This is a genomic window from Caldimonas taiwanensis NBRC 104434 (assembly GCF_001592165.1).
Classification (GTDB): domain Bacteria; phylum Pseudomonadota; class Gammaproteobacteria; order Burkholderiales; family Burkholderiaceae_C; genus Caldimonas; species Caldimonas manganoxidans.
The window spans coordinates 163,628-187,684 of the sequence record NZ_BCWK01000008.1 but is presented as its reverse complement, the minus strand read 5'-3'; the positions used below and the strand labels follow the sequence as shown (position 1 = coordinate 187,684).

The window sequence follows — 24,057 nt, the reverse complement described above, 5'->3', positions numbered from 1 at the left end:
CGCGCCTCAACGGCAGAATGGGCATGGCTGCCGCATGGGGGAATTGCAACGGTGAAGGTTGCAGCGGTGTGGGGCTTCGATGGCTCATCTGCGTGACGATACGACGATGCCGGCGGCGATGAGCACGAAGGCCGCTGCGTGGAACCAGCGCGGTGGGTCGCCCAGCACGGCAGCGGACATCATGGCTGCGAACACGGGGGTGAGGTTGCCGAAGAAGGCGGCGATGGTGGGGCCCACCGCAGCCACGCCCAAGCCCCAACAGCGGTAGGCGATCAGCGAGGGACCAATGGCCACATAGGCCAGCAGGAGCAGGACCCAGGCGTTGATTTCTACGTGGGCCGATCCGGCCGCCCATTCGCCCACTGCGGCGCCGCCGGCCCACAGCAGGCCGATGGCGGTTTGTGCCATCAGGAATTCCGCCCAGGGCCACTGGCGTTCACCCGGGGCGGGCCGAGCCAGCATCCAGCTGTAAAACGCCCAAGCGATCACGGCCACCACCATGTACAAGTCGCCAGGCACCAGTCGCACTTGACGCAAGGTGTCCCATTGGCCGCGGGACAGCACCAACAGCACGCCGGCCAAGGACAACAACGCGCCCAGCACTTGGGTTCGTCGGGCCCGCTCTCCGTAACACAAGGCACCGACGATCAACATCCACACCGGCATGCTGGCGGCGATCAGCGTGACGTTGATCGGGCTGGAGGTGGTCAGTGCCAAGTATTGCAAGGCGTTGTAGCTGCCCATGCCCAGCAGACCGAGGACGGCAAAGCGTCTCCATTGGGGCCACAGCGGGCTGTCGGCTTTCAGGATCCGCCAGCCCAAGGGCAGCAGCAAGAGTGCAGCGATCGTCCAGCGCAGCGCATTGAGCAGCAGCGGCGAGACCGAGCCGACGGCCAGGCGGCCGGCCACGGCGTTGCCCGCCCACAGCAGGGGCGGCAGGATGAGCCATAGCAGGGTGGACGGAGCAATGCGGCGGGCCATCGGGACGGGTCGCCCCGAGGCAGCCCCGGGACAGCGCATGGTTCAAGAACGCGGCATGTTAGCGCCACAGCGCCAACACTGCTCGAAGGGGCCGTCGATGTCCTCGCCGCAGGACGAACAGGTCCAGTGCAGCTCGCGCGGATGTCGTAGGGCTTCGAGCAATTCGCAGGCGCGGTCCCATTGCTCGGGGTGCTCGATCCAGACTTCCGGCAGGCTTTGGTCGGGCGGGATCTCGCCCGAGATGCCGCTGGCGAAGTAGCGTTGCACGCAGGCTTGCACGCCGGCACGGGTGAGCCAATCGGCCCACAGGCTGGCCACGGCGATGTTGGGGGCTTGCGTGAGTCGTTTCATGACGTCCATCATGCCCCCAGGCCTGCAAATTCGTCCATGAGGGCTTATCGTGTGGTTTGACAGCTCTGCAATGAGGAGAACGACATGCCCAAGGCCATTCAGATTCAGCAGTTCGGCGGCCCCGAGCAACTTCAGCTCGTCGAGGTGAGCGTTGGCGAGCCTGGCCCCGGCGAGGTGCGCATCCGCCACTATGCCTGCGGCCTGAATTTCATCGACATTTATCAGCGCACCGGGTTGTATCAGGGGGCGTTGCCGCTCACATTGGGCATGGAGGCCGCCGGCGTGGTCGAGGCGGTGGGCGAGGGCGTGATGCACTTGCGGCCCGGCCAGCGAGTGGCGTATGCCAGCCAGCCGCCGGGGGCTTACTGTGAGGTGCGGGTCATGCCCGCGCGTTGTGTGGTCGAACTGCCCGATGGCATCGACTTCGAGACGGGCGCGGCCATGATGCTGAAGGGCCTGACGGTGCAGTACCTGCTGCGCAAGACCCAGCCGCAGGGCGGGTTGCAAGAAGGCGACCATGTGCTGTTCCATGCGGCCGCTGGCGGGGTGGGCTTGATCGCTTGTCAGTGGGCGCGCGCGATGGGGCTGCAGCTCATCGGCACGGCCGGCAGCGACGAGAAATGCGCATTGGCCCGTGAGATGGGCGCAGCGCATGTCATCAATTACAACAAGGAAGACTTCGTCGCGCGCGTCAAAGAGATCACCGGGGGTCGGGGGGTGAAGGTGGTGTATGACTCGATTGGCAAGGAGACTTGGGAGCGTTCGTTGGAGTGCCTGCGCCCCTTGGGTCTGATGGTGAGCTATGGCAATGCCTCGGGACCGGTGCCGCCGATCAGCCTGGCCACGCTGGCGGCCAAGGGTTCGCTTTATGTGACCCGGCCGACCTTGTTCACCCACCTGGCCACGCGGGAATCCACCCAGGCCATGGCCGATGACTTGTTCGACATGGTCGGCAGCGGCCGGGTGAAGATTCGCATCGATCAGCGCTACCGGCTGGCCGAAGTGGCTCAGGCTCACCGCGACCTGGAGGCGCGCAAGACCACCGGCTCCTCTGTGCTGTTGCCGTGAGTCAGGTTGCCGGGGCAGGGCCGCGATCCTGCCTCGGCGGGGGGCCCACCGCGCTGCGGTAGGCGTGCCAGCTGGCATGGCCGAGCACCGGGCCGATCACCAGCAGCCCCAAGAAGGCCGGCAACAGTGCCAGCACCACCAGCAGCGTGATCAGCAAGCCCCACCATAGCATCACGCCGGTCTGGGTGAGGCACAGCCTCAGGCTGGTGAGCGCGGCTGAGATGGCGTCGGTGTGCCGGTCCAGGATCATGGGCAGGCTCACCACGCTGACGGCAAAGATCAGTGCGGCGAACACTCCACCGACGGCCAGGTAGGTGAGGATAAAATTCAGGTGTTCGGGGGCGAGCAGCTTCCACAGTGAGCCCTGGAAGTCGGGGACTTGGTCGAAGCTGACCGCAAACACCACCAAGGAGGCCCGGCCCCACAGCATCTCGAGGATCAGCAGCACGCCGCCGAAGATGGCCATCGTGCCTACTTTGGCTTCCCAGGCCAGCAGCGAGCTGCCCAGGTCGGGGCGCAGGCCTTGCTCGAGCCGGCGGCTGGCCTCGTACAGGCCCAGGCACAGGAAGGGGCCCATCAACAGGAAGCCGGCGCTCAGTGCCAGCGTGTAGGCAGGGGCGTTTTCGTACACGGCCAGCAGCAACCAGCCCATTGCGGCGAAACAGGCGCCGTAGAACAGTCCCAGGCCGGGGCAACGGATGAAGTCTTTCCAACCCAGCGCCAACCAGCGCAGCGGGTCACGCCAGTCCAGCCGGCGCAGAGGCAGGTCGAAGACGGTGGGCGGCGGCGAGACCTCGGGGGCGTTCATGGCAAAACCGGTCGGCATCGTGTGCCGAGGATTGTCGCAAGCGCCCGCCCCGGGTGGCGCTCAGGACTTCCCGGAGCGTCCTGCGCTTTGGCGCTCGCGCCGCAGGCGGCGGATCTCGTCGAGGATCAGCAGGAAGGCGCCCAGCGTGATGGCGCTGTCGGCCAGGTTGAAGGCCGGGAAATGGTGGCCGCCGGCATGGAAGTCCAGGAAGTCCACCACGTAGCCGTGCCGGGTGCGGTCGATCACGTTGCCCACGGCCCCGCCGAGGATGGCGCTGAGGGCCGTGGCAAAGAGGGGCTCGTCCGCGTGGCGCCACAGCAGCCAGACGATGAACACCGAGGCGGCCAGCCCCAAGGCGATGAACAACCAGCGCTGCCAGCCCGAGGCCCAGGCCAGAAAGGAAAAGGCGGCCCCAGGGTTGTGCACGCGCACGATGTTGAAAAAGGAGGTGATGGGCGTGCCCTCGCCGAGCTGGTAGTGCTGCAGGATCTGGGCCTTGGTGAACTGGTCCAGCACGACGATGAGCGCGGCAATACCCAGCCACAGGCCCCAGCGCCTCTTTGATGCGGTCTGGCGCTCCATCACGCCACCTTGCGGGACTCGCCCGTCCCGAACAAGTTGCTCACGCAGCGTGCGCACAAGGTGGGGTGCTCGGTGTCGATGCCCACGTCGTCGCGGTAGTGCCAGCAGCGTTCGCATTTGGGCGCGGTGCTCGGTGTCACTTGGACCGCAAGCTCGGAGCCTTCGACCACGGTGGCCGCCGAGGTGATGAGGACGAATTTCAAGTCCTCGCCCAGGCTGGCCAGCAGGGCATGGTCTTCCGGGCCCGCGGTGATGCGCACCGTGGCTTGCAGCGAGGCGCCCACTTGGCCTGCGGCGCGCACGGTCTCGATTTCCTTGTTCACCACATCACGGATCTCGCGGATGCGGGACCATTTGGCCAGCAAGGCTTCGTCGCCTGCGGCCGGAAAGCCCCAGAAGGTTTCGGTGAAGATCGACACCGACGCGCCCGGCGCGAACACTTGCCAGGCTTCTTCCGCCGTGAAGCTCAAGAAGGGCGCCATCCAGCGCAGCATGCCGTGGGTGAGGTGCCACAGTGCGGTCTGGGCCGAGCGACGGGCGTGGGAGTTGGCCGCCGTGGTGTAGAGGCGGTCTTTGAGCACATCGAGATAGAAGGCCCCCAGGTCCTCGGAGCAGTACACCTGCAGCTTGGCCACCACCGGGTGGAATTCGTAGGCGTCGTAATGCGCCAGGATTTCGCGTTGCAACTGGGCGGCCCGCGCCAGTGCATAGCGGTCCACCTCCAGCATCTGCTCGATGGGCACGGCGTGTGAAGCCGGGTCGAAGTCGCTGGTGTTGGCCAGCAAGAAGCGCAGGGTGTTGCGAATGCGGCGATAGGCATCGACCACACGGGCGAGGATTTTGTCGTCGATGGCCAGATCGCCCGAGTAATCGGTGGAGGCCACCCACAGCCGGATGATCTCGGCACCGAGCTTGTCGCTCACCTCTTGAGGCGCCACGACATTGCCCAAGGACTTGCTCATCTTGCGGCCTTGGCCATCGACGGTGAAGCCGTGGGTGAGCAAGCCGCGGTAGGGGGCGCGGCCGTACATCGCGCAGGCCGTCAGCAGCGAGGAATGGAACCAGCCGCGGTGCTGGTCATGGCCTTCCAGATAGAGGTCGGCCTCGGGGCCGCTGTCGTGGCCGGCGCCGGCATGGCTGCCCTTGAGCACGGTGGTGTGCGTCGTGCCCGAGTCGAACCACACCTCGAGGATGTCGGTGCTCTTGGTGTAGCGTGCCGGGTCCGTGTCGTCGCCGATGCGCTGCAGGATCTCGGCCACGGTGAGCCGGCTCCAGGCTTCGATGCCGCCGGCTTCGACCACCTCGGCGGCCAGGTCGATGATCTCGGGCGTGCGCGGGTGCGGCTCACCGCTGTGGACGTCCAGCAAGAAGGGCAGCGGCACGCCCCAGCTGCGTTGGCGGCTGATGCACCAATCCGGCCGATTGGCGATCATGTCGCGCAGCCGGGCGCGGCCGTTCTCGGGATAGAACTGGGTGTGCTCGATGGCTTCCAGCGCCATCTGGCGCAGGGTTTTGGGGGCTTTGTCTTTGGTGAAGATGCCCTCGCCTTCGTCCATGCGCACGAACCATTGCGCCGCGGCCCGGTAAATGACCGGGGTCTTGTGGCGCCAGCAATGCGGGTAGCTGTGGGTGATGGTTTCGGTGGCAAACAGCCGGCCATGCTCGCGCAGTGTCTCGATGATGTCCGCGCAGGCTTTCCAGATGTTTTGGCCGCCAAACAACGGCAGCTCCGCCACGTAGGCGCCGTGGCCCTGCACGGGGTTGAGAATGTCCTCGTGCTTGAGGCCATGGGCCACGCAGGAATTGAAGTCTTCCACGCCATAAGCCGGAGCCGAATGCACGATGCCGGTGCCGTCCTCGGCGGTGGCGTAGTCGGCCAGATAGACTGGCGAGAGTCGGTCGTAGCCTGGATGCACATGCGCCAGCGGGTGATGGAAGCGAATCTGCTCCAGCGCGCGGCCTTGGGTCGTGGCCAGCACTTGGCCTTCCAACCCGTAGCGCTGAAGGCAGGTTTGCACCAGGGATTCGGCCAGCACCAGCAGGCCGCGCGGCGTGTCCACCAGGGCGTAGACGATCTCAGGGTTCAGGTTGAGCGCCTGGTTGGCCGGAATCGTCCAGGCCGTGGTGGTCCAGATCACGGCATACATCGGCCGAGCTTGCAGGCCCTCGGGGTTGCCGTGGGGCAGCCCGGTGTCGCGGAAGAAGGCTTGCAGCAGCTTGGTGGGTTCGGCACACAGGAAGCCCACGTCCAGCGTCTGGCTCTTTTTGTCTTGATACTCGATTTCGAACTCGGCCAGCGAGGAGCCGCAGTCGAAACACCAGTACACCGGCTTCATGCCGCGGTAGACGAAGCCGCGTTCCATCACGCGCTTGAAGGCACGGATTTCGTGGGCCTCGTTCACGAAATCCATCGTGCGATAGGGCGCATCCCATTGCCCCAACACGCCCAGACGCTTGAAATCGGCCATTTGCTGCGCGATTTGCTCGGTGGCGAAGGCGCGGGCTTTGGTTTGCATGTCCCCTCGGCTGAGGCCGCGGCCATGGAGCTTTTCGATGGCGTTTTCGATCGGCAAGCCGTGGCAGTCCCAGCCAGGGATGTACTGCGCGTCGAAGCCGGCGAGCTGACGCGCCTTGACGATCATGTCCTTGAGGACCTTGTTGACCGCATGCCCGATGTGGATCTTGCCGTTGGCATAGGGCGGGCCGTCATGCAGGATGAACTTCGGCCGCCCGCAACGGGCCTCGCGCAGGCGCCGGTACAAGCCCTGCTCGTCCCAGGACTTCACCCAGCCCGGCTCGCGCTTGGGCAGGTCGCCCCGCATGGGGAAGGGGGTGTCGGGCAGGTTCAGCGTCGATCGGTAGTCTTTGGCGTCGCTCATGGTCGTGGGGCGCGCGAAGGCGCTTTCAGGGTCTCGGGCCGGTCGAGGGCAGGGCAGGCGCAGGCCCGATGTCGCCGCGCTCAGCGGGCGTCAAATTCGGTCGCGCGTGGTTTGGCGGCGCGTGCGGCTGTGCAGCGAGGCGAAGTAGGCGCGGGCGTGGGCCACGTCCTGATCGATGGCGGCCTTCAGTGCCTCCAGCGTGTCGTAGCGGGCTTCGTCGCGCAGTTTGTGCAGCAGTTCCACCCGCACGATTTTACCGTAGCCCCCCTCGGGCCCCAGCACGGCCGGCCAGTCCAGGCAATACACCTCCAGCAGCAAGCGGCCGCCATGCTCCACCGTCGGGCGCAGGCCCAGGCTGGCTACGCCGTCGAGCGCTTGGTCGGTCAAGCCGTAGGTGCGCACCGCGAAGATGCCCTGAGCTGCCGCCTTGGGATGGGGAAAGCGCAGGTTGAGAGTGCGAAAGCCCAAGTCGCGGCCGAGCTTGCGGCCATGGATCACATGGCCGCTGAGGCTGTATGGACGACCCAGCAGGCTGGCGACCCGTTCCATGTCGCCGGCAGCCAGGGCTTCGCGCACGGCCGAGCTGGAGACGCGCAGGCCATGCACCTCATAGCTCAACATGCGAGCCACGTCGAAGCCGCGTTGCTCGCCCAGCCGGTCCAGCAGGTCATAGTCGCCGGCGCGCTTGGCGCCGAAGCGGAAATCGTCGCCCACGAGCACATACTTCGCGCCCAGGCCCTGCACCAGCACCTCGTCCACGAAGGCTTCGGGTGCGAGGCTGGCCAGTCGCTGATCGAAGGGCAGCACCACCACTTGGTCGATGCCGCAGCGTTGCAGCTCGGTGAGCTTGTCGCGCAGCGGGGCGATGCGCGCGGGAGCCAGTTCGGGCTTGCCCAAGACCCGGGCGAAATGGTCGCGCGGGTGCGGCTCGAAGGTCAGTACGCAGCTGGGCAGGCCACGGTGCTGCGCTTCGTTGCGCAGCAGGGCGAGCATGGCTTGGTGGCCCCGGTGCACACCGTCGAAGTTGCCAATGGTCAGGGCGCAGGCCGGCGCCAGTCCCTGATGGTGAAAGCCGCGGAAGACACGCATGGGAGCCGATTATCCGACGGCCGAACCGAAGATGTCCGCAGGGCTGTCAAGCCAGCGCCACTGGCCCTCGGGCAGGTCGTCCGGCAGGCGCAGGGCGCCGAAACCGCTGCGGTGCAGCCGTTGGAGGCGGTGGCCCACGGCCGCCATCATGCGCTTGACTTGATGGTATTTGCCCTGAGTGAGGGTCAAGCGCAGTGAGCATGTCCCGGTGGCTTCACAGGCGGTGGCACGCACGGGCCGGGGATCGTCGCGCAGCACCACGCCGGATCGCAGTCGGTTCAGCTGTTCGGGGGTCACGGGCTCGTCGGTGACGACCTCGTAGATCTTGGGCACGTGGTGTTTGGGCGATGTGAGGCGGTGGATGAGGGCGCCGTCATCGGTGAGCAGGAGCAAGCCCGTGGTGTCTTGGTCGAGCCGACCCACCGGCTGCACACCCCGGTTGCGCAAGGGACCGGGCAGCAAGGTCATGACGCTGGGCCAGGCCGAGGGCTTTTGCGAGCATTCATAGCCCGCGGGCTTGTGCAGCATCAGCAGGGCGTGGGCGTGAAAAGGCCATTCTTGGCCCTCGACGCAGAACACCAGGCCGTCGGTGGCCACCGGCTCCTGCGGATCGAGACAGCGCCGGCCTGCGATACTGGCCTGCCCGGTCCGAATCAGGGCCTCGCAGTGTCGTCGGGTGCCGAAACCCTGGCTGAAGAGCACGTCGCGCAGCTGCATGATGGGTTTGAAAACAATGAGCCAGCCGCCTACGGGCAGCTGGCTAGCCGCGCAGTGGAGCCTACACCAGTTCAGGCAAAGACGCCGGCGGTGTCTTGCATGCGATCGGACACTTCGCCCAGGTGGTGCAAGGTGTCGCCGAAACTCAGCTCCAGGGTGGTGAGGAACTTGAAATAGTGGCCCGCGATGTATTCGTCGGTCACCCCGATGCCACCGTGCAGTTGGATGGCCTGCTGGCCCACGAAGCGCATCGACTGGCCGAGTTGTACCTTGGCCTGCGAGATCGCGCGGCGACGCTGCTCGTGCGGCTCGCCCAGCTTGAGCGTGGCGTAGTAGCTCATCGAGCGGGCCAGTTCGAGCTGCATCTTCATGTCGGCCACACGGTGACGCAGGGCTTGGAAGGTGCCGATGGGCACACCAAACTGCTTGCGGGTGTTGAGATAGTCCACCGTGATGGCAAAGAGCTGATCCATTGCGCCCACGGCCTGGGCGCACTGGGCGGCGATGGCCACGTCGGCCATCGATTCCAGGGCGAGCAGGCCTTGGTCTGGGCCGGCCAGCAGCGTGGCTGGGCTGTGGGTGAAACGCACTTCGGCAGCGCGGCTGCCGTCTTGGATGGGATAGCCGCGCGTTTGCACGCCGGCAGCGCCACGCTCCACCAGGAACAGCGCGATGCCCTCGGCGGCATCGTCGGCTCCGGACACACGCGCCGGCACGAGATAGGCGTCGGCCAGGTCGCCGACGGGCACCACGCTCTTGGCCCCGTCGAGGGTCCAACGGCCGTTTGCTTCGCAGGCACGGGTCGTCACATGGCGCAGCACATGGCGGGCCTCGCGCTCTTGGTGCGCCAGCACCACCAGGGCCGAGCCTTGCGCGATGCGCGGCAGCCATTGCGTTTGCACCTCGGCCGAGCCATAAGCGCTCAAACCTTTGGTGGCCACCAGCGCGACGGCGGCGTAGGGCTCGAGCACGATGCCACGGCCCAGTTCTTCCAGCACCACCATGGCCTCGACCGGCCCGAAGCCCATGCCACCGTGGGCTTCCGGCACGGCCAAGCCCATGAGGCCGAGCTCGGCCATCTCGCCCCAGGCTTCACGGGAGAAACCGCCGGCCTTGACGATGCGGCGTCGGCGCTCGAAGTCATAGGCCTTGGCGACCCACTTCTTGACCGCATCGCGCAGTTGTTCCTGGTCGTCGGAAAAATCGAAGTCCATCTCACACCCCCAGGGTCATTTGCGCCACGATGTTGCGCTGCACTTCGTTGGAGCCGCCGTAGATCGTGGTTTTGCGCATGTTGAAGTAGGTCGAGGTCAGCGGTGCGCAGTGCATGGCGCCGATGTAGTCGCCCTGCCAGCCGGCTTCCATCGCTTCGAAGATGAAGGGCAATGCGTAGGGGCCTGCAGCCAGCATCATCAGCTCGGTGTAACGCTGCTGGATCTCCGAGCCGCGGATCTTCAGCAAGGCGGCCACGTCCAGCGCCTTCTTGCCACCGCGTTCGGCGGACAGCACGCGCAACACCATCATCTCGAGAGCGACGATGTCGACTTCGAGCTGGGCGATCTGGTCGCGGAAGCGCGGGTCGTCGATGAGGGGGCGGCCACCGCTGCGCTCGGCGCGGGCAATGCGCTTGAGTCGCTCCAGCTCGCGCTTGGCGCGGTTGACGTCGGCGATGTTGGTGCGCTCATGTGCCAGCAGGTATTTGGCGTAGGTCCAGCCCTTGTTCTCCTCGCCGACCAAGTTTTCTACCGGCACTTCGACATTGTCGAAGAAGACTTCGTTGACCTCGTGCTCACCGTCGAGCGTGATGATGGGGCGTACGGTGATTCCGGGCGACTTCATGTCGATCAGCAAAAAGCTGATGCCGGTTTGCGGTTTGCCTTCGGTGGAGGTGCGTACCAGGCAGAAGATCCAATCGGCATGCTGGCCCAGCGTGGTCCAGGTTTTTTGGCCATTGACGATGTACTTGTCGCCGCGGCGCTCGGCGCGGGTTTTCAGTGAGGCCAGGTCAGAGCCCGAGCCCGGCTCCGAATAGCCCTGGCACCACCAGACTTCTCCGCTCATGATGCCGGGCAGAAAGCGCCGCTGTTGCTCCGCCGAGCCGAAAGCCATGATCACCGGGGCGACCATCACCGGTCCGAAAGGTACGATGCGCGGGGCGCCGGCCAAGGCGCATTCTTCCTCGAAGAGGTGTTTTTGCACGGCGTTCCAGCCGGGGCCGCCGAACTCTTTGGGCCAGCCATAGCCGTGCCACCCCTTTTTGCCAAGGATCTTCGCCCAGCGTTGCAAATCGTCCTTGGTCAGCCGCAGATCATTGTGGACTTTGTGGGCGATGTCCTGAGGCAGGTGGGCCCGCACCCAAGATCTCACCTCGTCGCGAAAGGCAAGCTCTTCGGCGGTGAAGTTCAAATCCATGGCTGTCTCCTGATGGCCACGCCGGCAGCCGCGCCGGTCGCAACAGACAGTGTACGCACGTTCGTTCGATACGGGCTGTCCCAGGGGCGACATCGGTGCGCGCACATCGTGCGGCCAGCCCGCTCAGTAACGGCGTTCGAGCACGAGTTGGTCGTTCTCGCGCTTCATCTGGAAACGCGACAAAAAGCTGTTGCCGAGCAAGACATAGGGCAACTCGTGGGGCACGACCAGGGCCTCGACCTCTCGCAGCTCCACGTCGCCCACGCGCAAGGACCCGAGGGTGACCCGATGCGCGACGGTCACGCCGTTGGCGGTTTGGACTTGCGTGGGGGCGGCCTGGCCGAGGTCCACACCCAGCCGTTGGGCTTGGGCGCGGTCCAGCGCGACGGTGGTGGCACCGGTGTCCACCAAGAACTGTGCGACCCGCCCGTTGATGCTGCCTTGGGCGCGGAAATGTCCGCCTGAGCTTGCGCTGAGGACGATGCGCGACCCACGGCCCTCGGCCGCACTGGCACGCCCAAGGCTGACCGGTGCGGCGCCCAGCACCACGGTGCGGCGTTGGCCGGCGACATCCACCACCGTTTCGGTGGGCGAGACGCTCAGCACTTTGACGCCTTGCACGGTGCTGCCAGCAGCCACCGCACGTGGCGGTCCGCCGTCGATGACCAGCAGGGCCTTTGCGCCCATGTGGCCTGTCATGGCCACGGTCTGGCCCCAGACGGGCTGGCCCAAGGCGGTGGCCAGTCCGAGGAGCCAAGCGCTGGCCGCTCGCATGGGGGTCAGTCGCGGAAATTGGTGAAGCTCAGCGGCGCTTCGGTGACTTCTTTGCGCAGCAGAGCGATGACGGCTTGCAAGTCGTCGCGCTTGGCGCCACTGACCCGCACGGTGTCGCCCTGAATGGCGGCCTGCACTTTGAGCTTGCTGCCTTTGATGATCTGCTGGATCTTCTTGGCCAGCTCGGTGTCGATGCCAGCCTTGATTTTCAAGGGCTGCTTGACCTTGTCGCCGCCGATCTTCTCGATCTTGGCACTGCTGTCGACGAAGCGCACGTCCACGCCGCGCTTGGCCAGCTTGGCCAGGAGGATGTCCATCACCTGACCGATCTGGAAGTCGCTGTCGGCATACAGCGTGAGGTCTTTGTCCTTCAGCTCGATCTTGGCGCTAGACCCCTTGAAGTCGAAGCGGTTGCCGATTTCCTTGTTGGACTGGTCCACGGCATTGCGGAGCTCGACGAAATTCGGCTCCAGGACGGTGTCGAAGCTGGGCATGGTGGCTAAGCGTCTGGCAAGCAGCTGGCAATCGGGGAAAATTCTGCCATGCAAATCGAGACGGGCGTGAGCCTGAAGCCCTACAACACCTTTGGCCTGCCGGCGCAGGCGCAGCGCTTGGTGAGGATCACCAGCGATGCCGACGTGCGAGCCGTGCTGGCCGATCCCGTCCTGGGCCCCGCGCCTAAATTCGTGCTGGGCGGCGGCAGCAATATCGTACTCACCCGGGATCTGACGGCCGTGGTGCTCAAAGTCGAGGTGCGCGGTCGGCGCATCGTCGAGCAGCGGCCCGACGCCTGGATCGTCGAGGCCGGCGCGGGCGAGTCCTGGCACGAGCTGGTGGCCTGGACGCTGGCGCAGGGGCTGCCCGGTTTGGAAAACCTTGCGTTGATTCCCGGCACCGTGGGCGCAGCGCCGGTGCAGAACATCGGGGCCTATGGCTTGGAACTGAAGGATCGTTTCGAGTCCCTCGATGCGGTGGACTTGGTGACCGGGCGCAGCGTGACCTTGGATGCGGCCATGTGCCGCTTCGGCTACCGCGACAGCATTTTCAAGCAGGCCTTGGCGGGCAAGAGCCTGATCACCCGGGTGCGTCTGCGTCTGCCGCGGCCGTGGCAGCCGGTGTTGGGGTATCTGGATCTGCAACGGCGCGTGGCCGAGACCGGCATCACGGCCCCGGATGCCCGCCAGGTGTTCGATTGGGTCTGCGCGATCCGGCGCGCCAAGCTGCCGGATCCGGCCGTGATGGGCAATGCCGGCAGCTTTTTCAAGAACCCGGTGGTCACACCGGAACAATGTCGGGACATCATCGGCCGCGACCCGGCCATCGTGCACTATCCGATGCCCGATGGCACGTTCAAGCTGGCCGCCGGCTGGCTCATCGATGCGTGCGGCTGGAAGGGCAAGACGGTGGGCCGTGCCGGCGTCTACGAGAAGCAGGCACTGGTGCTGGTCAACCTCGGCGGCGCACGCGGGGCCGAGGTCGTCACCTTGGCTCGGGCCATCCAGGAAAGCGTCTATGGCCGCTTCGGCATCCGGCTGGAGCCCGAGCCGGTCGTGGTGTGAGCTGCGAGTCAGCCGAAGTGGCAGATGTAGTGGAAGGGCGTGCCTTCGACCCGGATCTGAAAGCTGGACTGCCCCGGCACGGCGAATGACTGCCCGGCTTCGATGCGCTGCCAGTGCGACTGCCCCGGCAGCAGCACCTCACAGGCACCGGCGACGGCCTCCATCACCTCGGGCGCTCCGGTATTGAAGCTCAGTGTGGACGGCAGGATGACGCCCACGCTTTTGCGCGTGCCATCGGCCAGGGTGAGGGTGTGGGAGATACAGCGGCCGTCGAAATAGACATTGGCCTGGGTGTGGACGGTGACGTTGGAAATCTGCGGGGTGGTCATGAAGGGTGCCTATCGATCACGAGAGCGGGGATCACGAGGGGCGGCTGCGGCAAGCGTCGCCCCCCTCTCACGAGGGATGGTCGAGCCGCAGCCAAACTGGAACACTCTTGGTTGACGCCGGTGGCGGATGTCGCCTCGGTGGGTGGTCAGTAAAACGGGGCGAATCCTGAACAAAGGCAGGATTCGAGCAGGGAGGTGGCCGCTCACCGAGCGGCCACCGGCTCCCACGCATCACGAGGTTTCGTCGGCAGGGCCCTTGCCGGCCAACAGCGGAATGCTGCCGCCACTGGCCGCGCCCAACAGCCCGGTGCGGCTGTAAATGGCCAGCTTGTCGCGCGTGTCGGCAATGTCCAGATTGCGCATCGTGAGCTGGCCGATGCGGTCGGCCGGAGTGAAGGCGGCGTCTTCCACCTTTTCCATCGACAGGCGCTGCGGCGCATAGGTGAGATTGGGGCTGGTGGTGTCCAGGATCGAGTAGTCGTTGCCGCGGCGCAGCTCCAGCGTCACCTCGCCGGTGATGGCGCGTGCCACCCAACGTTGGGCCGTCTCGCGCAGCATCAGGCATTGCGGGTCGAACCAGCGGCCTTGATACAGCAGCCGACCGAGGCGCAGACCGTTGATGCGGTATTGCTCGATGGTGTCTTCGTTGTGGATGCCAGTCACCAAGCGCTCGTAGGCAATGTGCAGCAGCGCCATGCCCGGGGCTTCATAGATGCCCCGGCTCTTGGCCTCGATGATGCGGTTCTCGATCTGATCGCTCATGCCCAGGCCATGGCGGCCACCGATGGCGTTGGCCTCGGCGAAGAGCTCGACGGCATTGGCGAAGCTGCGCCCGTTGATTTCCACCGGCACGCCTTCTTCGAAGCGCACGCGCACGACCTCGGGTTGGATCACCACGTCTTCGCGCCAGAACGGCACCCCCATGATCGGGTTGACGATGGTGATGCCTTTGTCGAGAAATTCCAGATCCTTGGCCTCGTGGGTGGCGCCCAACATGTTGGAGTCGGTCGAGTAGGCCTTCTCGACGCTCATCTTGTAGTCGAAGCCATGGGCCGCGAGATACTCACTCATCTCTTTGCGGCCGCCCAGCTCGTCGATAAAGGCCTGGTCCAACCAGGGCTTGTAGATCTTCAGTGCCGGATTGGCCAGCAGGCCATAGCGGTAGAAGCGCTCGATGTCGTTGCCTTTGAAGGTGGAGCCGTCGCCCCAGATGTTGACGCCGTCCTCGCGCATGGCCACCACCAGCGCCGTGCCGGTGACTGCGCGTCCCAGTGGGGTGGTGTTGAAGTAGATGGCCCCGCCCGTGCGGATGTGGAAGGCGCCGCATTGGATGGCGGCGATGCCTTCGGCCACGAGTTGGGCGCGGCAATCCACCAAGCGGGCGATTTCCGCGCCATAGGCTTTGGCGCGGCGCGGGATGTCCTCGTAGTCGGACTCGTCGGGCTGCCCCAGGTTGGCGGTGTAGGCGCAGGGGATGGCACCCTTGCTGCGCATCCAGTGCACGGCGGCACTGGTGTCCAGGCCACCGGAGAAGGCGATGCCGACGCGTTGGCCGACGGGAAGTTTTTGCAGGATGATCGCTGCCACGGGAGGTCTCCAGGATAACCCCATGATTCTAGGCGCCCCCTGCGCTGCCCAGCGGCAAGGGCCTGCCACAATGCCGGCATGGCCGATTTGTTTTCTTCCCCCGAGCCTGCCGACGACACGCCCTTGGCCGAGCGTTTACGACCGCGTTCGCTCGACGAGGTGATCGGTCAGGCCCACTTGCTCGGTCCGGGGCAGCCGCTGCGCGTGGCCTTCGAGTCCAAGCGGCCGCATTCGATGATTCTGTGGGGACCGCCCGGGGTGGGCAAGACCACCTTGGCACGTTTGATGGCCGAGGCCTTCGACGCGCAGTTCCTGCAGATTTCGGCCGTGCTTGGCGGGGTCAAGGACATCCGCGAGGCGGTCGAGCAGGCCCAAGTGGCCAAGAGCCAGGGACGGCGCACCATCGTCTTCGTCGATGAGGTGCATCGTTTCAACAAAGCGCAGCAAGATGCCTTTTTGCCGCATGTCGAGTCGGGGCTGTTCACCTTCATCGGCGCGACCACCGAAAACCCGTCCTTCGAGGTGAATTCGGCGCTGTTGTCGCGCGCCACGGTGCACGTGTTGCAGCCGCTGGGCGAGCCGCACTTGCGTGCATTGCTGGACCGCGCGCGCGCGCTGCTGCAGGCACCGCCATTGAGTGCGTCTGCTTGCGCGCGCCTGATCGCCTATGCCGATGGCGACGCGCGCCGCCTGCTCAACACTTACGAGAACCTCGTGCGGGTGGCGCAGCCGCAGGGGCCCGCCGAGCTGGACGAGGCGCTGTTGGAGCGTGCCTTGGGCGAGCAGTTGCGTCGCTACGACAAAGGCGGTGAGCAGTTCTACGACACGATCTCGGCGCTGCACAAATCGGTGCGCGGGTCGGATCCCGATGCGGCGCTGTATTGGTTTGCTCGCATGCTCGACGGCGGGGTCGATCCGCGCTATATCGCCCGGCGGCTCATTCGCATGGCCAGCGAAGACATCGGTCTGGCCGACCCACGTGCCCTGCGTCTGGCGCTGGATGCGGCCGAAACCTATGAGCGCCTGGGTTCGCCCGAAGGCGAGCTGACCCTGGCGCAGGCGGTGGTCTATCTGGCCGTGGCCCCCAAGTCCAATGCCGTCTACACCGCCTACAAAGCCGCGCGCGCCTTCGTCCAGGCCGACGGCACGCGCCCAGTGCCCTTGCACCTGCGCAACGCGCCCACGCGGCTGATGAAGGATCTCGGCCATGGCCGCGACTACCGCTATGCCCATGACGAGGAAGATGCCTATGCCGCCGGGCAGCGCTACTTTCCCGATGCGATCGAGCCCCAGCGCTTCTATCACCCCGTGAACCGGGGGCTGGAGATTCGCATCGGTGAAAAACTCGAAGAACTGCGTGCCAAGGACGAACAGTCGATCAAAAGACGATGATTTTTCAGAATCTTCGTTGGAATCACTGCATTTGAAGGGAAAACCCCGAAGATTTCACCATAGGCAAGGTCGCTACAATCCGCGCCACTTTTCGAGCCGACCGCTCGGGGGGCGGGTTGTCCCCTCGTGGTCGGCTTCGCTTTAGCGCCTAGATTCGTCGCAGCTTGAGGGTGTGGCGGGGCAAGCCTGGTTCGGGTCCAGAACTTGCACTCGCATGCGCAAGCCGCGCCGTCAGCGGCGTCGTTTGGGTTTTCGTCGGAGACCGACTGATGGACATCTTCATACAACAGGTCATCAACGGCCTGGTGCTGGGCAGCATGTATGCCTTGGTGGCACTGGGCTACACGATGGTCTACGGCATCATCAGCCTGATCAATTTCGCCCATGGCGAGGTGCTGATGGTGGGGGCGATGACGAGTTGGATGATCGTCACGCATCTGCAGGAGGCGGCCCCCGGCATGCCGGGCTGGGCCATGATGCTCGTCTCGCTGCTGTGCGCCATCGTCGTGTGCGCCACGCTGAACTTCACGATCGAGAAGGTGGCTTACCGGCCGCTGCGCGGCCAGCCTCGACTGGCCCCGCTGATCACCGCCATTGGCATGTCCATCTTGTTGCAGACGCTGGCGATGATCATCTGGAAGCCCAATCCCAAACCCTATCCCCAGTTGCTGCCGACCGAGGCCATCCCCATCGGTGGGGCGGTCATCACGGTCACGCAAATCGCGATCTTGGCCTCCACCGTCGTGCTGCTGGCTGCACTGCTGTGGTTGGTCAATCGCACCAAGCTGGGCCGCGCGATGCGGGCCACGGCGGAAAATCCCCGGGTGGCCAGCCTGATGGGCGTCAAGCCCGACATGGTGATCTCGGCCACCTTCGTCATCGGCGCCGTGCTGGCGGCGGTGGCCGGCGTGATGTGGGCGGCCAACTATGGCACCGTGCAGCACACCATGGGTTTTCTGCCTGGGTTGAAGGCCTTCACCGCCGCGGTGTTCGGTGGCATCGGCAACCTCACCGGCGCGATGGTCGGTGGCGTGCTGCTGGGCCTGATCGAGGCCATCGGTGCCGGCTATCTGGGAGTGTTGACCGGTGGCGTGCTGGGGAGCCATTACTCGGACATCTTCGCTTTCATCGTGCTCATCTTGGTGCTCACGCTGCGACCCTCGGGCCTGCTGGGCGAGCGCGTGGCCGACCGTGCCTGAGGCTGCCGGAGACAGATCATGACCCAACGCAACAAACTCATCGTGATGGTCGCCGCCGCGCTCGGCTTGCTGATCCTGCCGCACTTGGCGCTTTACTTCGGCCAGGGCTGGGTGCGCATCATCGATTTGGCCCTGCTGTACGTGCTGCTGGCCTTGGGCCTGAACATCGTGGTGGGCTACGCCGGACTGCTCGACTTGGGCTACGTGGCCTTCTATGCCGTGGGCGCCTACATGATGGCCTTGCTGGCTTCGCCGCACCTGTGGGACACCTTCCCGGCCATCGCGGCGGCCTTTCCCAATGGCTTGCACACGCCGATCTGGGTGGTGGTGCCGCTGGCCGCAGGTCTGGCGGCCATCGCCGGTGTGCTGCTGGGCACCCCGGTGTTGCGTTTGCGCGGGGACTACCTGGCCATCGTGACGCTGGGCTTTGGCGAAATCATCCGGGTGTTCATGAACAACTTGGAGCATCCGGTCAACATCACCAATGGCCCGCGCGGCATCAGCGGCATCGACTCGATGCGCATTTTTGGCTTCGACTTCGGCAAGACACTGGTGATCGGGGACTACCGTCTGCCGCCGGTGGTGCTGTATTACTACTTGTTCCTGCTGCTCGTGGTGGCCAGCATCATCATTTGTCACCGCTTGGAGACGTCGCGCATCGGCCGGGCCTGGATGGCCATCCGTGAGGATGACGTGGCGGCCAAGGCCATGGGCATCAACGTGCGCAACATGAAGCTTCTGGCTTTTGCGATGGGCGCCACTTTCGGGGGCGTGGCTGGTGCGATGTTCGCCTCGTTCCAGGGCTTCATCTCGCCTGAGTCCTTCGGGCTGATGGAGTCCATCATGCTGGTGGCGATGGTGGTGTTGGGCGGGCTGGGCCACTTGCCCGGTGTGATCATGGGCGCACTGTTGCTGGCTGCCTTGCCCGAAGTGCTGCGTTACGTGGCCGGGCCTTTGCAAAGCATGACTGGTGGACGACTGGATGCTGCCATCTTGCGCCAGTTGCTGATCGCGCTGGCGATGATCGCGATCATGCTCTTGCGGCCGCGTGGCCTGTGGCCGGCACGTGAGCATGGCAAAGCCGCCCCGACCCCGGCCGGCAAGTGAGCAGGGAGACCGACATGAGTACCGACATCGTCCTCAAGGTTCAAGGGGTGTCCAAGCGCTTCGGCGGGCTGCAAGCCCTGTCCGACGTGGGCATCGAGATCCGCCGCGGCCAGGTCTACGGCCTCATCGGCCCCAATGGCGCGGGCAAGACCACGTTCTTCAACGTGCTGACCGGCCTGTACACACCGGATTCGGGCAGTTTCGAACTCGAGGGCAAGCCCTACAAGCCCACGGCCGTCCACGAGGTGGCCAAGGCCGGCATCGCGCGCACCTTCCAGAACATCCGGCTGTTTGCCGAAATGACGGCCCTGGAAAACGTGATGGTCGGCCGCCATGTGCGCACCAGCACCGGCGTGTTCGGCGCGGTGTTTCGCACCGCTGGCTTCAAGGCCGAGGAGAAGGCCATCCGCGAGCGCGCCATGGAGTTGCTGGCCTATGTGGGCATCGAGAAATATGCCGATTTCCGCGCACGCACTTTGAGTTATGGCGACCAGCGTCGCCTGGAGATCGCGCGAGCCCTGGCCACCGACCCCAAGCTGATCGCGCTGGACGAGCCCGCCGCTGGCATGAACGCCACCGAGAAGGTGGTGCTGCGCGAGCTGATCGACCGCATCCGCAATGACGGGCGCACGATTCTGCTGATCGAGCATGACGTCAAGCTCGTCATGGGGCTGTGCGATCGCGTGACCGTGCTCGACTATGGCAAGCCCATCGCCGAGGGGACGCCATACGAGGTGCAGCGCAACGAGAAGGTGATCGAAGCCTACCTTGGCGCCGGGCACAAGGCGCATTGAACCACCCCACGCACGCGGAGCAAGTACATATGAGCCAAACGATGCTGAAAGTCAGCGGACTGCGGGTGGCCTACGGGGGCATCCAGGCCGTCAAGGGCGCTTCGCTGGAAGTGCGCCAAGGCGAGCTCGTCAGTCTGATCGGCGCCAATGGCGCAGGCAAGACCACCACGCTGAAGGCCATCACGGGCATCCAGCCGGTGGCCGATGGCGACATCGAATTCCTGGGGCGTTCGATCAAGGGTCAAGGCGCTTGGGATCTGGTCAAGCAGGGTTTGGTGATGGTCCCGGAGGGGCGAGGCACCTTCACACGCATGACGATCACCGAAAACCTCCAGATGGGAGCGTTCACCCGCAATGACAAGGAGATCGAGGACGACATCGAGAAGGTGTTCACCTTGTTCCCGCGTCTGAAGGAGCGTCGCCATCAGCTTGCCGGCACGATGTCCGGGGGCGAGCAGCAAATGCTGGCGATGGGGCGGGCGTTGATGGCGCGCCCGAAGGTGTTGCTGATGGACGAACCCTCGATGGGCCTGTCGCCCATCATGGTCGACAAAATCTTCGAGGTGGTGGAAGACATCCACAAACAAGGCGTCACCGTGCTGCTGGTCGAGCAAAACGCCAGCCGTGCGCTGCAATTGGCCGACCGCGGCTACGTGATGGACTCTGGCGAAATCACGATGGAAGGCGAGGCCAAAGCGCTGCTGAGCGACCCGAAGGTGCGCGCGGCCTATCTGGGCGAGTGATCTTGCACGCCGAGCGTGGCGGCGTGAGGCATCTCACCGTTGAGCCCCGGTGAACGCGGGGTTGTCAGTTGGCCTGCGATCGAGGAGACGCCATGTTGGGACGAGTCCTGATGGCTTGGGGGCTGAGTGCATGCCTGGCCGTGTCTGCGCAAGCCCAGATGGTCAAGCCAGTGCGCATCGGCCTGATTGCCCCACTGACCGGAGATTCCGCCGACCTCGGCCTGAGCATGCGCCATGCGGCCGAGCTGGCGGTCAAGGAAATCAATGCCGTGGGCGGCTATCTGGGCCGGCCGCTGGAGCTGGTGGTGCGTGACGACCGGTCCGATCCTCGGCAAGGACGGCAGGCGGCGCAGGAACTGGTGCAGCAGGAGAAGGTCGCGTTCACGCTGGGTTTTTGCGACACCGAAGTGACCGTGCAGGCCTTGGAGATCTTTCAATCCCAGCGCCATGTGCTGATGGTGCCTTGCGATCAGGGGTCTGCGGTGATGGCCGGCCCACCTGCCGCAGGCAGCTATGTCTTTCGCCTCACACCGCCCGACGAGTTGACGGCGCGCGTGTTGGTGGGCGAGATCGTGGACCGGCGCAAACTGCGCAAAGTGGCGCTGCTGGCCGATCGCACGGCCTACGGCGACAGCGGCTTGAAGGACCTGGACAATGAACTGGCCCAGCGCGAGCTCAAGCCGGTGTACGTCGGTCGCTTCGACCGGGGGGTGAAGTCACTGTTGGAGGACATGCGCCAAGCCCGCGCGGCCGGCAGCGAGGCCGTGATCGTTTGGGCGCGCGGGGCCGATCAGGCGGCGGCTTTGCGGGCGCGGGCGGAGCTGCGCTGGACGGTGCCGTATTTCGCGCCGCCCACGCTGGCCTCGCGCAAGGCACTGGAAGGCGCCGGTGCGGCTGCGCTGGAAGGCGCGGTGATGACCCAGACGGTGCATCTCGATGCGGCCAACGAACGCCGGGCGACGTTCCTCACCAGTTATTTCACGCACAGTGGCGAAAAGCGCATGGGCTCGCTGATGGTGGCCGCGCAGACCTATGACGCGGTCTATCTGCTCGTCTCGGCCCTGTTCCAGTCGCGCAGCCCCGAGGGCGGAGAGCCGCTCAAGCGCGCGCTGGAAAACCTCGACAAGCCGCATCGTGGGGTGGTGACGACGTATGAGCGACCTTACTCCACGCGCGATCACGAGGCCTACTCGATCAACATGCTGTGGCTGAGCGTGTGGCGCGGCGGGGAGGTGCAGTTTCTCTATCCCATCGATGCGCAGCGTGCCAGTGTGATCCGACGCAAAGAGTTCTGAGTCGATCATCTCCCCCGAGGCCTAGAATCCGCGCCGCGCGCCACCATTGCTGGGCGCACCGAGCCATGCGTGATTCGCTCCTCCGACCGTTCGCATCAGCTTCAGCATCCCTGTGTGGTCCAGTCGTCGATGGCTTGCGCTGTCGACACGATCGGCCCGGCTTGGCTTGGCCGTTGGATGGCGAGCACGACGCGGAGCTCGGACGGATCTGCCACGGCGGGGCGACGCACGCGCCGCTGGCCAGCCCGGAACCTTTGTGGCCGCTCCACCCGGTGGCCGAGCGCTGGCAGGTGCGTGGTCCGGTGCATGAGGGCCAACAGGGCTGCGTGCGCTATCGCAGCAACGGCATGTGGGTTTTCGGCACGGCGTGTTTGGACGACCGTGTGGTCGGCGGCATGGAAGCCGCAGCCTGGCGGGTCTACACCGATCTGTTTGCGGTGCTCGAACGCGAGGGGTGCCCCCAACTGCAGCGCCTGTGGAACTACTTGCCCGACATCCACGGCCTGGAGGACGGCTTGGAACGCTACCGCTGCTTCAATTTGGGCCGCGCTCGCGCTTTTGCGCAGGCCGGGCGCAGTCTGGGCGAAGGGGCGCCGGCGGCATGTGCGATGGGCACGCGTTCCGGATGGTTGACGGTGCATTTCCTGGCCGGACGGCAGCCGGCGCGGGCGATCGAAAACCCGCGCCAGGTCAGTGCCTATCACTATCCTCGGCGCTACGGGCCTTGCAGCCCGACCTTCTCGCGTGCGGCCTTGGCCGATCTGGGGGGTGGGCTGCGTGTGCTGTTCATTTCGGGCACGGCCAGCATCGTCGGCCATGAATCGGTGCATGTGGACGACCTCGAGGCCCAGACCGCCGAAACCTTGCGCAACATCGATGCGGTGCTCGAGGCGACCCGGTCCCATCTGGAGGCGTCCTGGACGCTGGAGGCGCTGCGGCGGCGACTGGAATGCACGGTCTACTTGCGCCGGCCGGCAGACTTGGACCGGGTGCGTGCGGTCATCATCGCCCATCTGGGGGCGCAGGCGCCAGCGGTGCAAGCGGCGACCTACTTGCGCGCCGATGTGTGTCGCGCCGAGCTGCTGGTGGAAATCGAAGCTCAGCTGGCGCTCGTGGGGTGATCCCAAGATTCGGCCACCAGCGCGGCTTCCCGCAGCGGGCGCAGACTCAGGAGCAAGGCTGTCACGCAGACCGGCAAGGCCAGCGCGAAGGTCAGCGCCAGCGCGTGGCCGATGCGCCGCTCGTCGGCAAAGACGAAATCGGTGCAGGCGGCCACCAGACTCGGTCCGAGCACCGACCCCAGGACGGTGGTGAGCATCAGACCGAGCGCCGAAATCTGACCGCGCATTTCATTGGGCGTGACGAGTTGGATCGTCGAGGTGCCCAGTGAGATGAACATGCTCGACAGGAACAGGCCCGGGCCGAAGGCCAGCAGTGAGGCCGTTGCGGAGGGCAGCAGCGGCGTGGCCACCAAAAATGGCGTGGCTGCTGCCAGGCTCCATGCGGCCGTGCGCAAGGTCGCATCACGCTGACCTCGGCGCAGCTGGAGGCCAGCCCACCAGCCACCCGTGACGATGCCCAGAGGGCTCAGGCTGAGGATCAATGCGCCCAACAGCGGGCCGATGCGCTCTACCGGCAGGCCGTGCACGCGGATGTAGAAGGTCGCCATCCATGCCAGCAGGGCATAGGTCACGCAAAATGCCAGGCTGATGCCTACCACATAGCCCAGCGCCAGCCGCCGCCGCTCCCGCAGGAAGCGCACGACGGCCGACACGGGCAGGACTTGGCCGCCAGCCACGGTGTGACGCCGCGGCGGTTCACGCACGGTGAACATCAGCGCCGCCACCAGCAGGCCGGGCAGGCCCACGAGCATGAAGGCGAGCTGCCAGCCCTTGACCGCGCCCAGCAGCGGCAGCACGACGTCCCCACGCTGGGCCCATCCACCCACCAGCCCACCGATGGCGAAGGCCGCTCCCGAGCCCAAGGCCGTGCCCAGCGTGAACACCGACAGCGCCAGCGGCAGGCGGTGTCGCTCGAAGTAATCGCTGATGATCGAGTAGGCCGCGGGTCCCAGGGTGGCCTCTCCCACGCCCACGCCCGCGCGGGTGAGAAAGAGTTGCCAATAGTGCTGCGCCAGGCCGGCCGCTGCGGTCATCAGGCTCCAAAAGGTGATGCCCGCGGCCACGAGATTGCGCCGGTGGGTCCGATCGACGAGCCGCCCCAACGGCAGTCCGGCCAGGCAGAAAAAGAGGGAGAAAGCCAATCCCTGGAGCAGGCTGATCTGGAAATCGCTGATGCCCAGATCGCGCCGGATCGGCTCGACCAACAGGCCCACGAGCAGCCGATCGATCAGGGAGACCACGGCCGCCAGCATCAGGACGCAGACCACGT

The 24,057-nt window shown here is 65.5% G+C and carries 23 protein-coding genes; 9 read left to right on the top strand and 14 right to left on the bottom strand.

Going from position 1 to position 24,057, the window contains the following annotated elements:
* Positions 1-84: 84 nt before the first annotated feature.
* Entirely contained in the window at positions 85-981 is an 897-nt protein-coding gene (locus CTA01S_RS09290; protein ID WP_019561977.1) for a DMT family transporter, read from the bottom strand.
* A 42-nt stretch (positions 982-1,023) separates the two neighbouring features.
* A complete protein-coding gene (locus CTA01S_RS09285; protein ID WP_026330360.1) occupies positions 1,024-1,332 on the bottom strand; it encodes a putative signal transducing protein in 309 nt (102 codons plus the stop codon).
* A gap of 84 nt (positions 1,333-1,416) precedes the next feature.
* Between CTA01S_RS09285 and CTA01S_RS09280 the strand changes: the two genes are divergently transcribed.
* Entirely contained in the window at positions 1,417-2,400 is a 984-nt protein-coding gene (locus CTA01S_RS09280; RefSeq protein ID WP_062194835.1) for a quinone oxidoreductase family protein, read from the top strand.
* A gap of 1 nt (position 2,401) precedes the next feature.
* Here the strand turns inward: CTA01S_RS09280 and CTA01S_RS09275 are convergent, their stop codons facing one another.
* From CTA01S_RS09275 to CTA01S_RS09235, 9 genes are all read right to left on the bottom strand, one after another.
* Positions 2,402-3,208 (bottom strand): DUF2189 domain-containing protein, encoded by an 807-nt coding sequence (locus CTA01S_RS09275; protein ID WP_232301033.1) that lies wholly within the window; start codon positions 3,206-3,208, stop codon positions 2,402-2,404.
* A gap of 60 nt (positions 3,209-3,268) precedes the next feature.
* The gene (lspA, locus tag CTA01S_RS09270; RefSeq protein WP_019561973.1) at positions 3,269-3,790 is read right to left on the bottom strand and encodes a signal peptidase II; all 522 of its coding nucleotides are present in this window, start codon (positions 3,788-3,790) and stop codon (positions 3,269-3,271) included.
* Positions 3,790-6,669 (bottom strand): isoleucine--tRNA ligase, encoded by a 2,880-nt coding sequence (ileS, locus tag CTA01S_RS09265; protein ID WP_062194828.1) that lies wholly within the window; start codon positions 6,667-6,669, stop codon positions 3,790-3,792. The genes lspA and ileS overlap by 1 nt, the downstream gene beginning before the upstream one ends.
* Before the next feature lie 90 nt (positions 6,670-6,759).
* Positions 6,760-7,758, bottom strand: coding sequence for a bifunctional riboflavin kinase/FAD synthetase (locus tag CTA01S_RS09260; protein ID WP_019561971.1), 999 nt, complete (start codon positions 7,756-7,758; stop codon positions 6,760-6,762).
* A gap of 9 nt (positions 7,759-7,767) precedes the next feature.
* On the bottom strand, positions 7,768-8,475 hold the full coding sequence (locus CTA01S_RS09255; RefSeq protein WP_062194825.1) for a pseudouridine synthase: 708 nt from the start codon (positions 8,473-8,475) through the stop codon (positions 7,768-7,770).
* A gap of 71 nt (positions 8,476-8,546) precedes the next feature.
* Positions 8,547-9,689: an acyl-CoA dehydrogenase family protein gene (locus CTA01S_RS09250; RefSeq protein WP_019561969.1), complete on the bottom strand. Its 1,143-nt coding sequence runs from the start codon at positions 9,687-9,689 to the stop codon at positions 8,547-8,549.
* Position 9,690: 1 nt separating this feature from the next.
* Positions 9,691-10,887: an acyl-CoA dehydrogenase family protein gene (locus CTA01S_RS09245; protein WP_062194821.1), complete on the bottom strand. Its 1,197-nt coding sequence runs from the start codon at positions 10,885-10,887 to the stop codon at positions 9,691-9,693.
* A 123-nt stretch (positions 10,888-11,010) separates the two neighbouring features.
* Positions 11,011-11,661: a retropepsin-like aspartic protease family protein gene (locus CTA01S_RS09240; protein WP_062194816.1), complete on the bottom strand. Its 651-nt coding sequence runs from the start codon at positions 11,659-11,661 to the stop codon at positions 11,011-11,013.
* A gap of 5 nt (positions 11,662-11,666) precedes the next feature.
* Positions 11,667-12,155, bottom strand: coding sequence for a YajQ family cyclic di-GMP-binding protein (locus CTA01S_RS09235; protein ID WP_019561966.1), 489 nt, complete (start codon positions 12,153-12,155; stop codon positions 11,667-11,669).
* Positions 12,156-12,203: 48 nt separating this feature from the next.
* On the opposite strand from CTA01S_RS09235, the gene murB reads away from it, so the two are divergent.
* Positions 12,204-13,220, top strand: coding sequence for a UDP-N-acetylmuramate dehydrogenase (gene murB / locus CTA01S_RS09230; protein ID WP_019561965.1), 1,017 nt, complete (start codon positions 12,204-12,206; stop codon positions 13,218-13,220).
* 8 nt (positions 13,221-13,228) lie between these two features.
* On the opposite strand, the gene ppnP is transcribed toward murB, so the two are convergent.
* Both ppnP and argG read right to left on the bottom strand, forming a co-directional pair.
* Complete coding sequence (gene ppnP / locus CTA01S_RS09225; RefSeq protein WP_019561964.1) at positions 13,229-13,549, bottom strand: pyrimidine/purine nucleoside phosphorylase; 321 nt, start codon at positions 13,547-13,549, stop codon at positions 13,229-13,231.
* Between the two features lie 231 nt (positions 13,550-13,780).
* Complete coding sequence (argG, locus tag CTA01S_RS09220; protein ID WP_198150840.1) at positions 13,781-15,160, bottom strand: argininosuccinate synthase; 1,380 nt, start codon at positions 15,158-15,160, stop codon at positions 13,781-13,783.
* A gap of 54 nt (positions 15,161-15,214) precedes the next feature.
* Between argG and CTA01S_RS09215 the strand changes: the two genes are divergently transcribed.
* The 7 genes from CTA01S_RS09215 (at position 15,215) to CTA01S_RS09185 (ending at position 22,787) form a co-directional block, all read left to right on the top strand.
* Positions 15,215-16,528: a replication-associated recombination protein A gene (locus CTA01S_RS09215; RefSeq protein ID WP_019561962.1), complete on the top strand. Its 1,314-nt coding sequence runs from the start codon at positions 15,215-15,217 to the stop codon at positions 16,526-16,528.
* Positions 16,529-16,797: 269 nt separating this feature from the next.
* Complete coding sequence (locus CTA01S_RS09210) at positions 16,798-17,727, top strand: branched-chain amino acid ABC transporter permease (protein ID WP_019561961.1); 930 nt, start codon at positions 16,798-16,800, stop codon at positions 17,725-17,727.
* Positions 17,728-17,745: 18 nt separating this feature from the next.
* Entirely contained in the window at positions 17,746-18,834 is a 1,089-nt protein-coding gene (locus CTA01S_RS09205) for a branched-chain amino acid ABC transporter permease (protein WP_019561960.1), read from the top strand.
* 14 nt (positions 18,835-18,848) lie between these two features.
* Positions 18,849-19,628 (top strand): ABC transporter ATP-binding protein, encoded by a 780-nt coding sequence (locus CTA01S_RS09200; protein WP_019561959.1) that lies wholly within the window; start codon positions 18,849-18,851, stop codon positions 19,626-19,628.
* Positions 19,629-19,669: 41 nt separating this feature from the next.
* Positions 19,670-20,371, top strand: a complete 702-nt coding sequence (locus CTA01S_RS09195; RefSeq protein WP_019561958.1) for an ABC transporter ATP-binding protein — start codon at positions 19,670-19,672, stop codon at positions 20,369-20,371.
* A gap of 92 nt (positions 20,372-20,463) precedes the next feature.
* The gene (locus CTA01S_RS09190; protein ID WP_084362378.1) at positions 20,464-21,666 is read left to right on the top strand and encodes an ABC transporter substrate-binding protein; all 1,203 of its coding nucleotides are present in this window, start codon (positions 20,464-20,466) and stop codon (positions 21,664-21,666) included.
* Positions 21,667-21,827: 161 nt separating this feature from the next.
* A complete protein-coding gene (locus CTA01S_RS09185; protein WP_062194808.1) occupies positions 21,828-22,787 on the top strand; it encodes a chorismate transformation FkbO/Hyg5 family protein in 960 nt (319 codons plus the stop codon).
* Here the strand turns inward: CTA01S_RS09185 and CTA01S_RS09180 are convergent.
* Positions 22,766-24,055: a spinster family MFS transporter gene (locus CTA01S_RS09180; RefSeq protein WP_157451333.1), complete on the bottom strand. Its 1,290-nt coding sequence runs from the start codon at positions 24,053-24,055 to the stop codon at positions 22,766-22,768. The genes CTA01S_RS09185 and CTA01S_RS09180 overlap by 22 nt on opposite strands.
* Between the last annotated feature and the right edge of the window lie 2 nt (positions 24,056-24,057).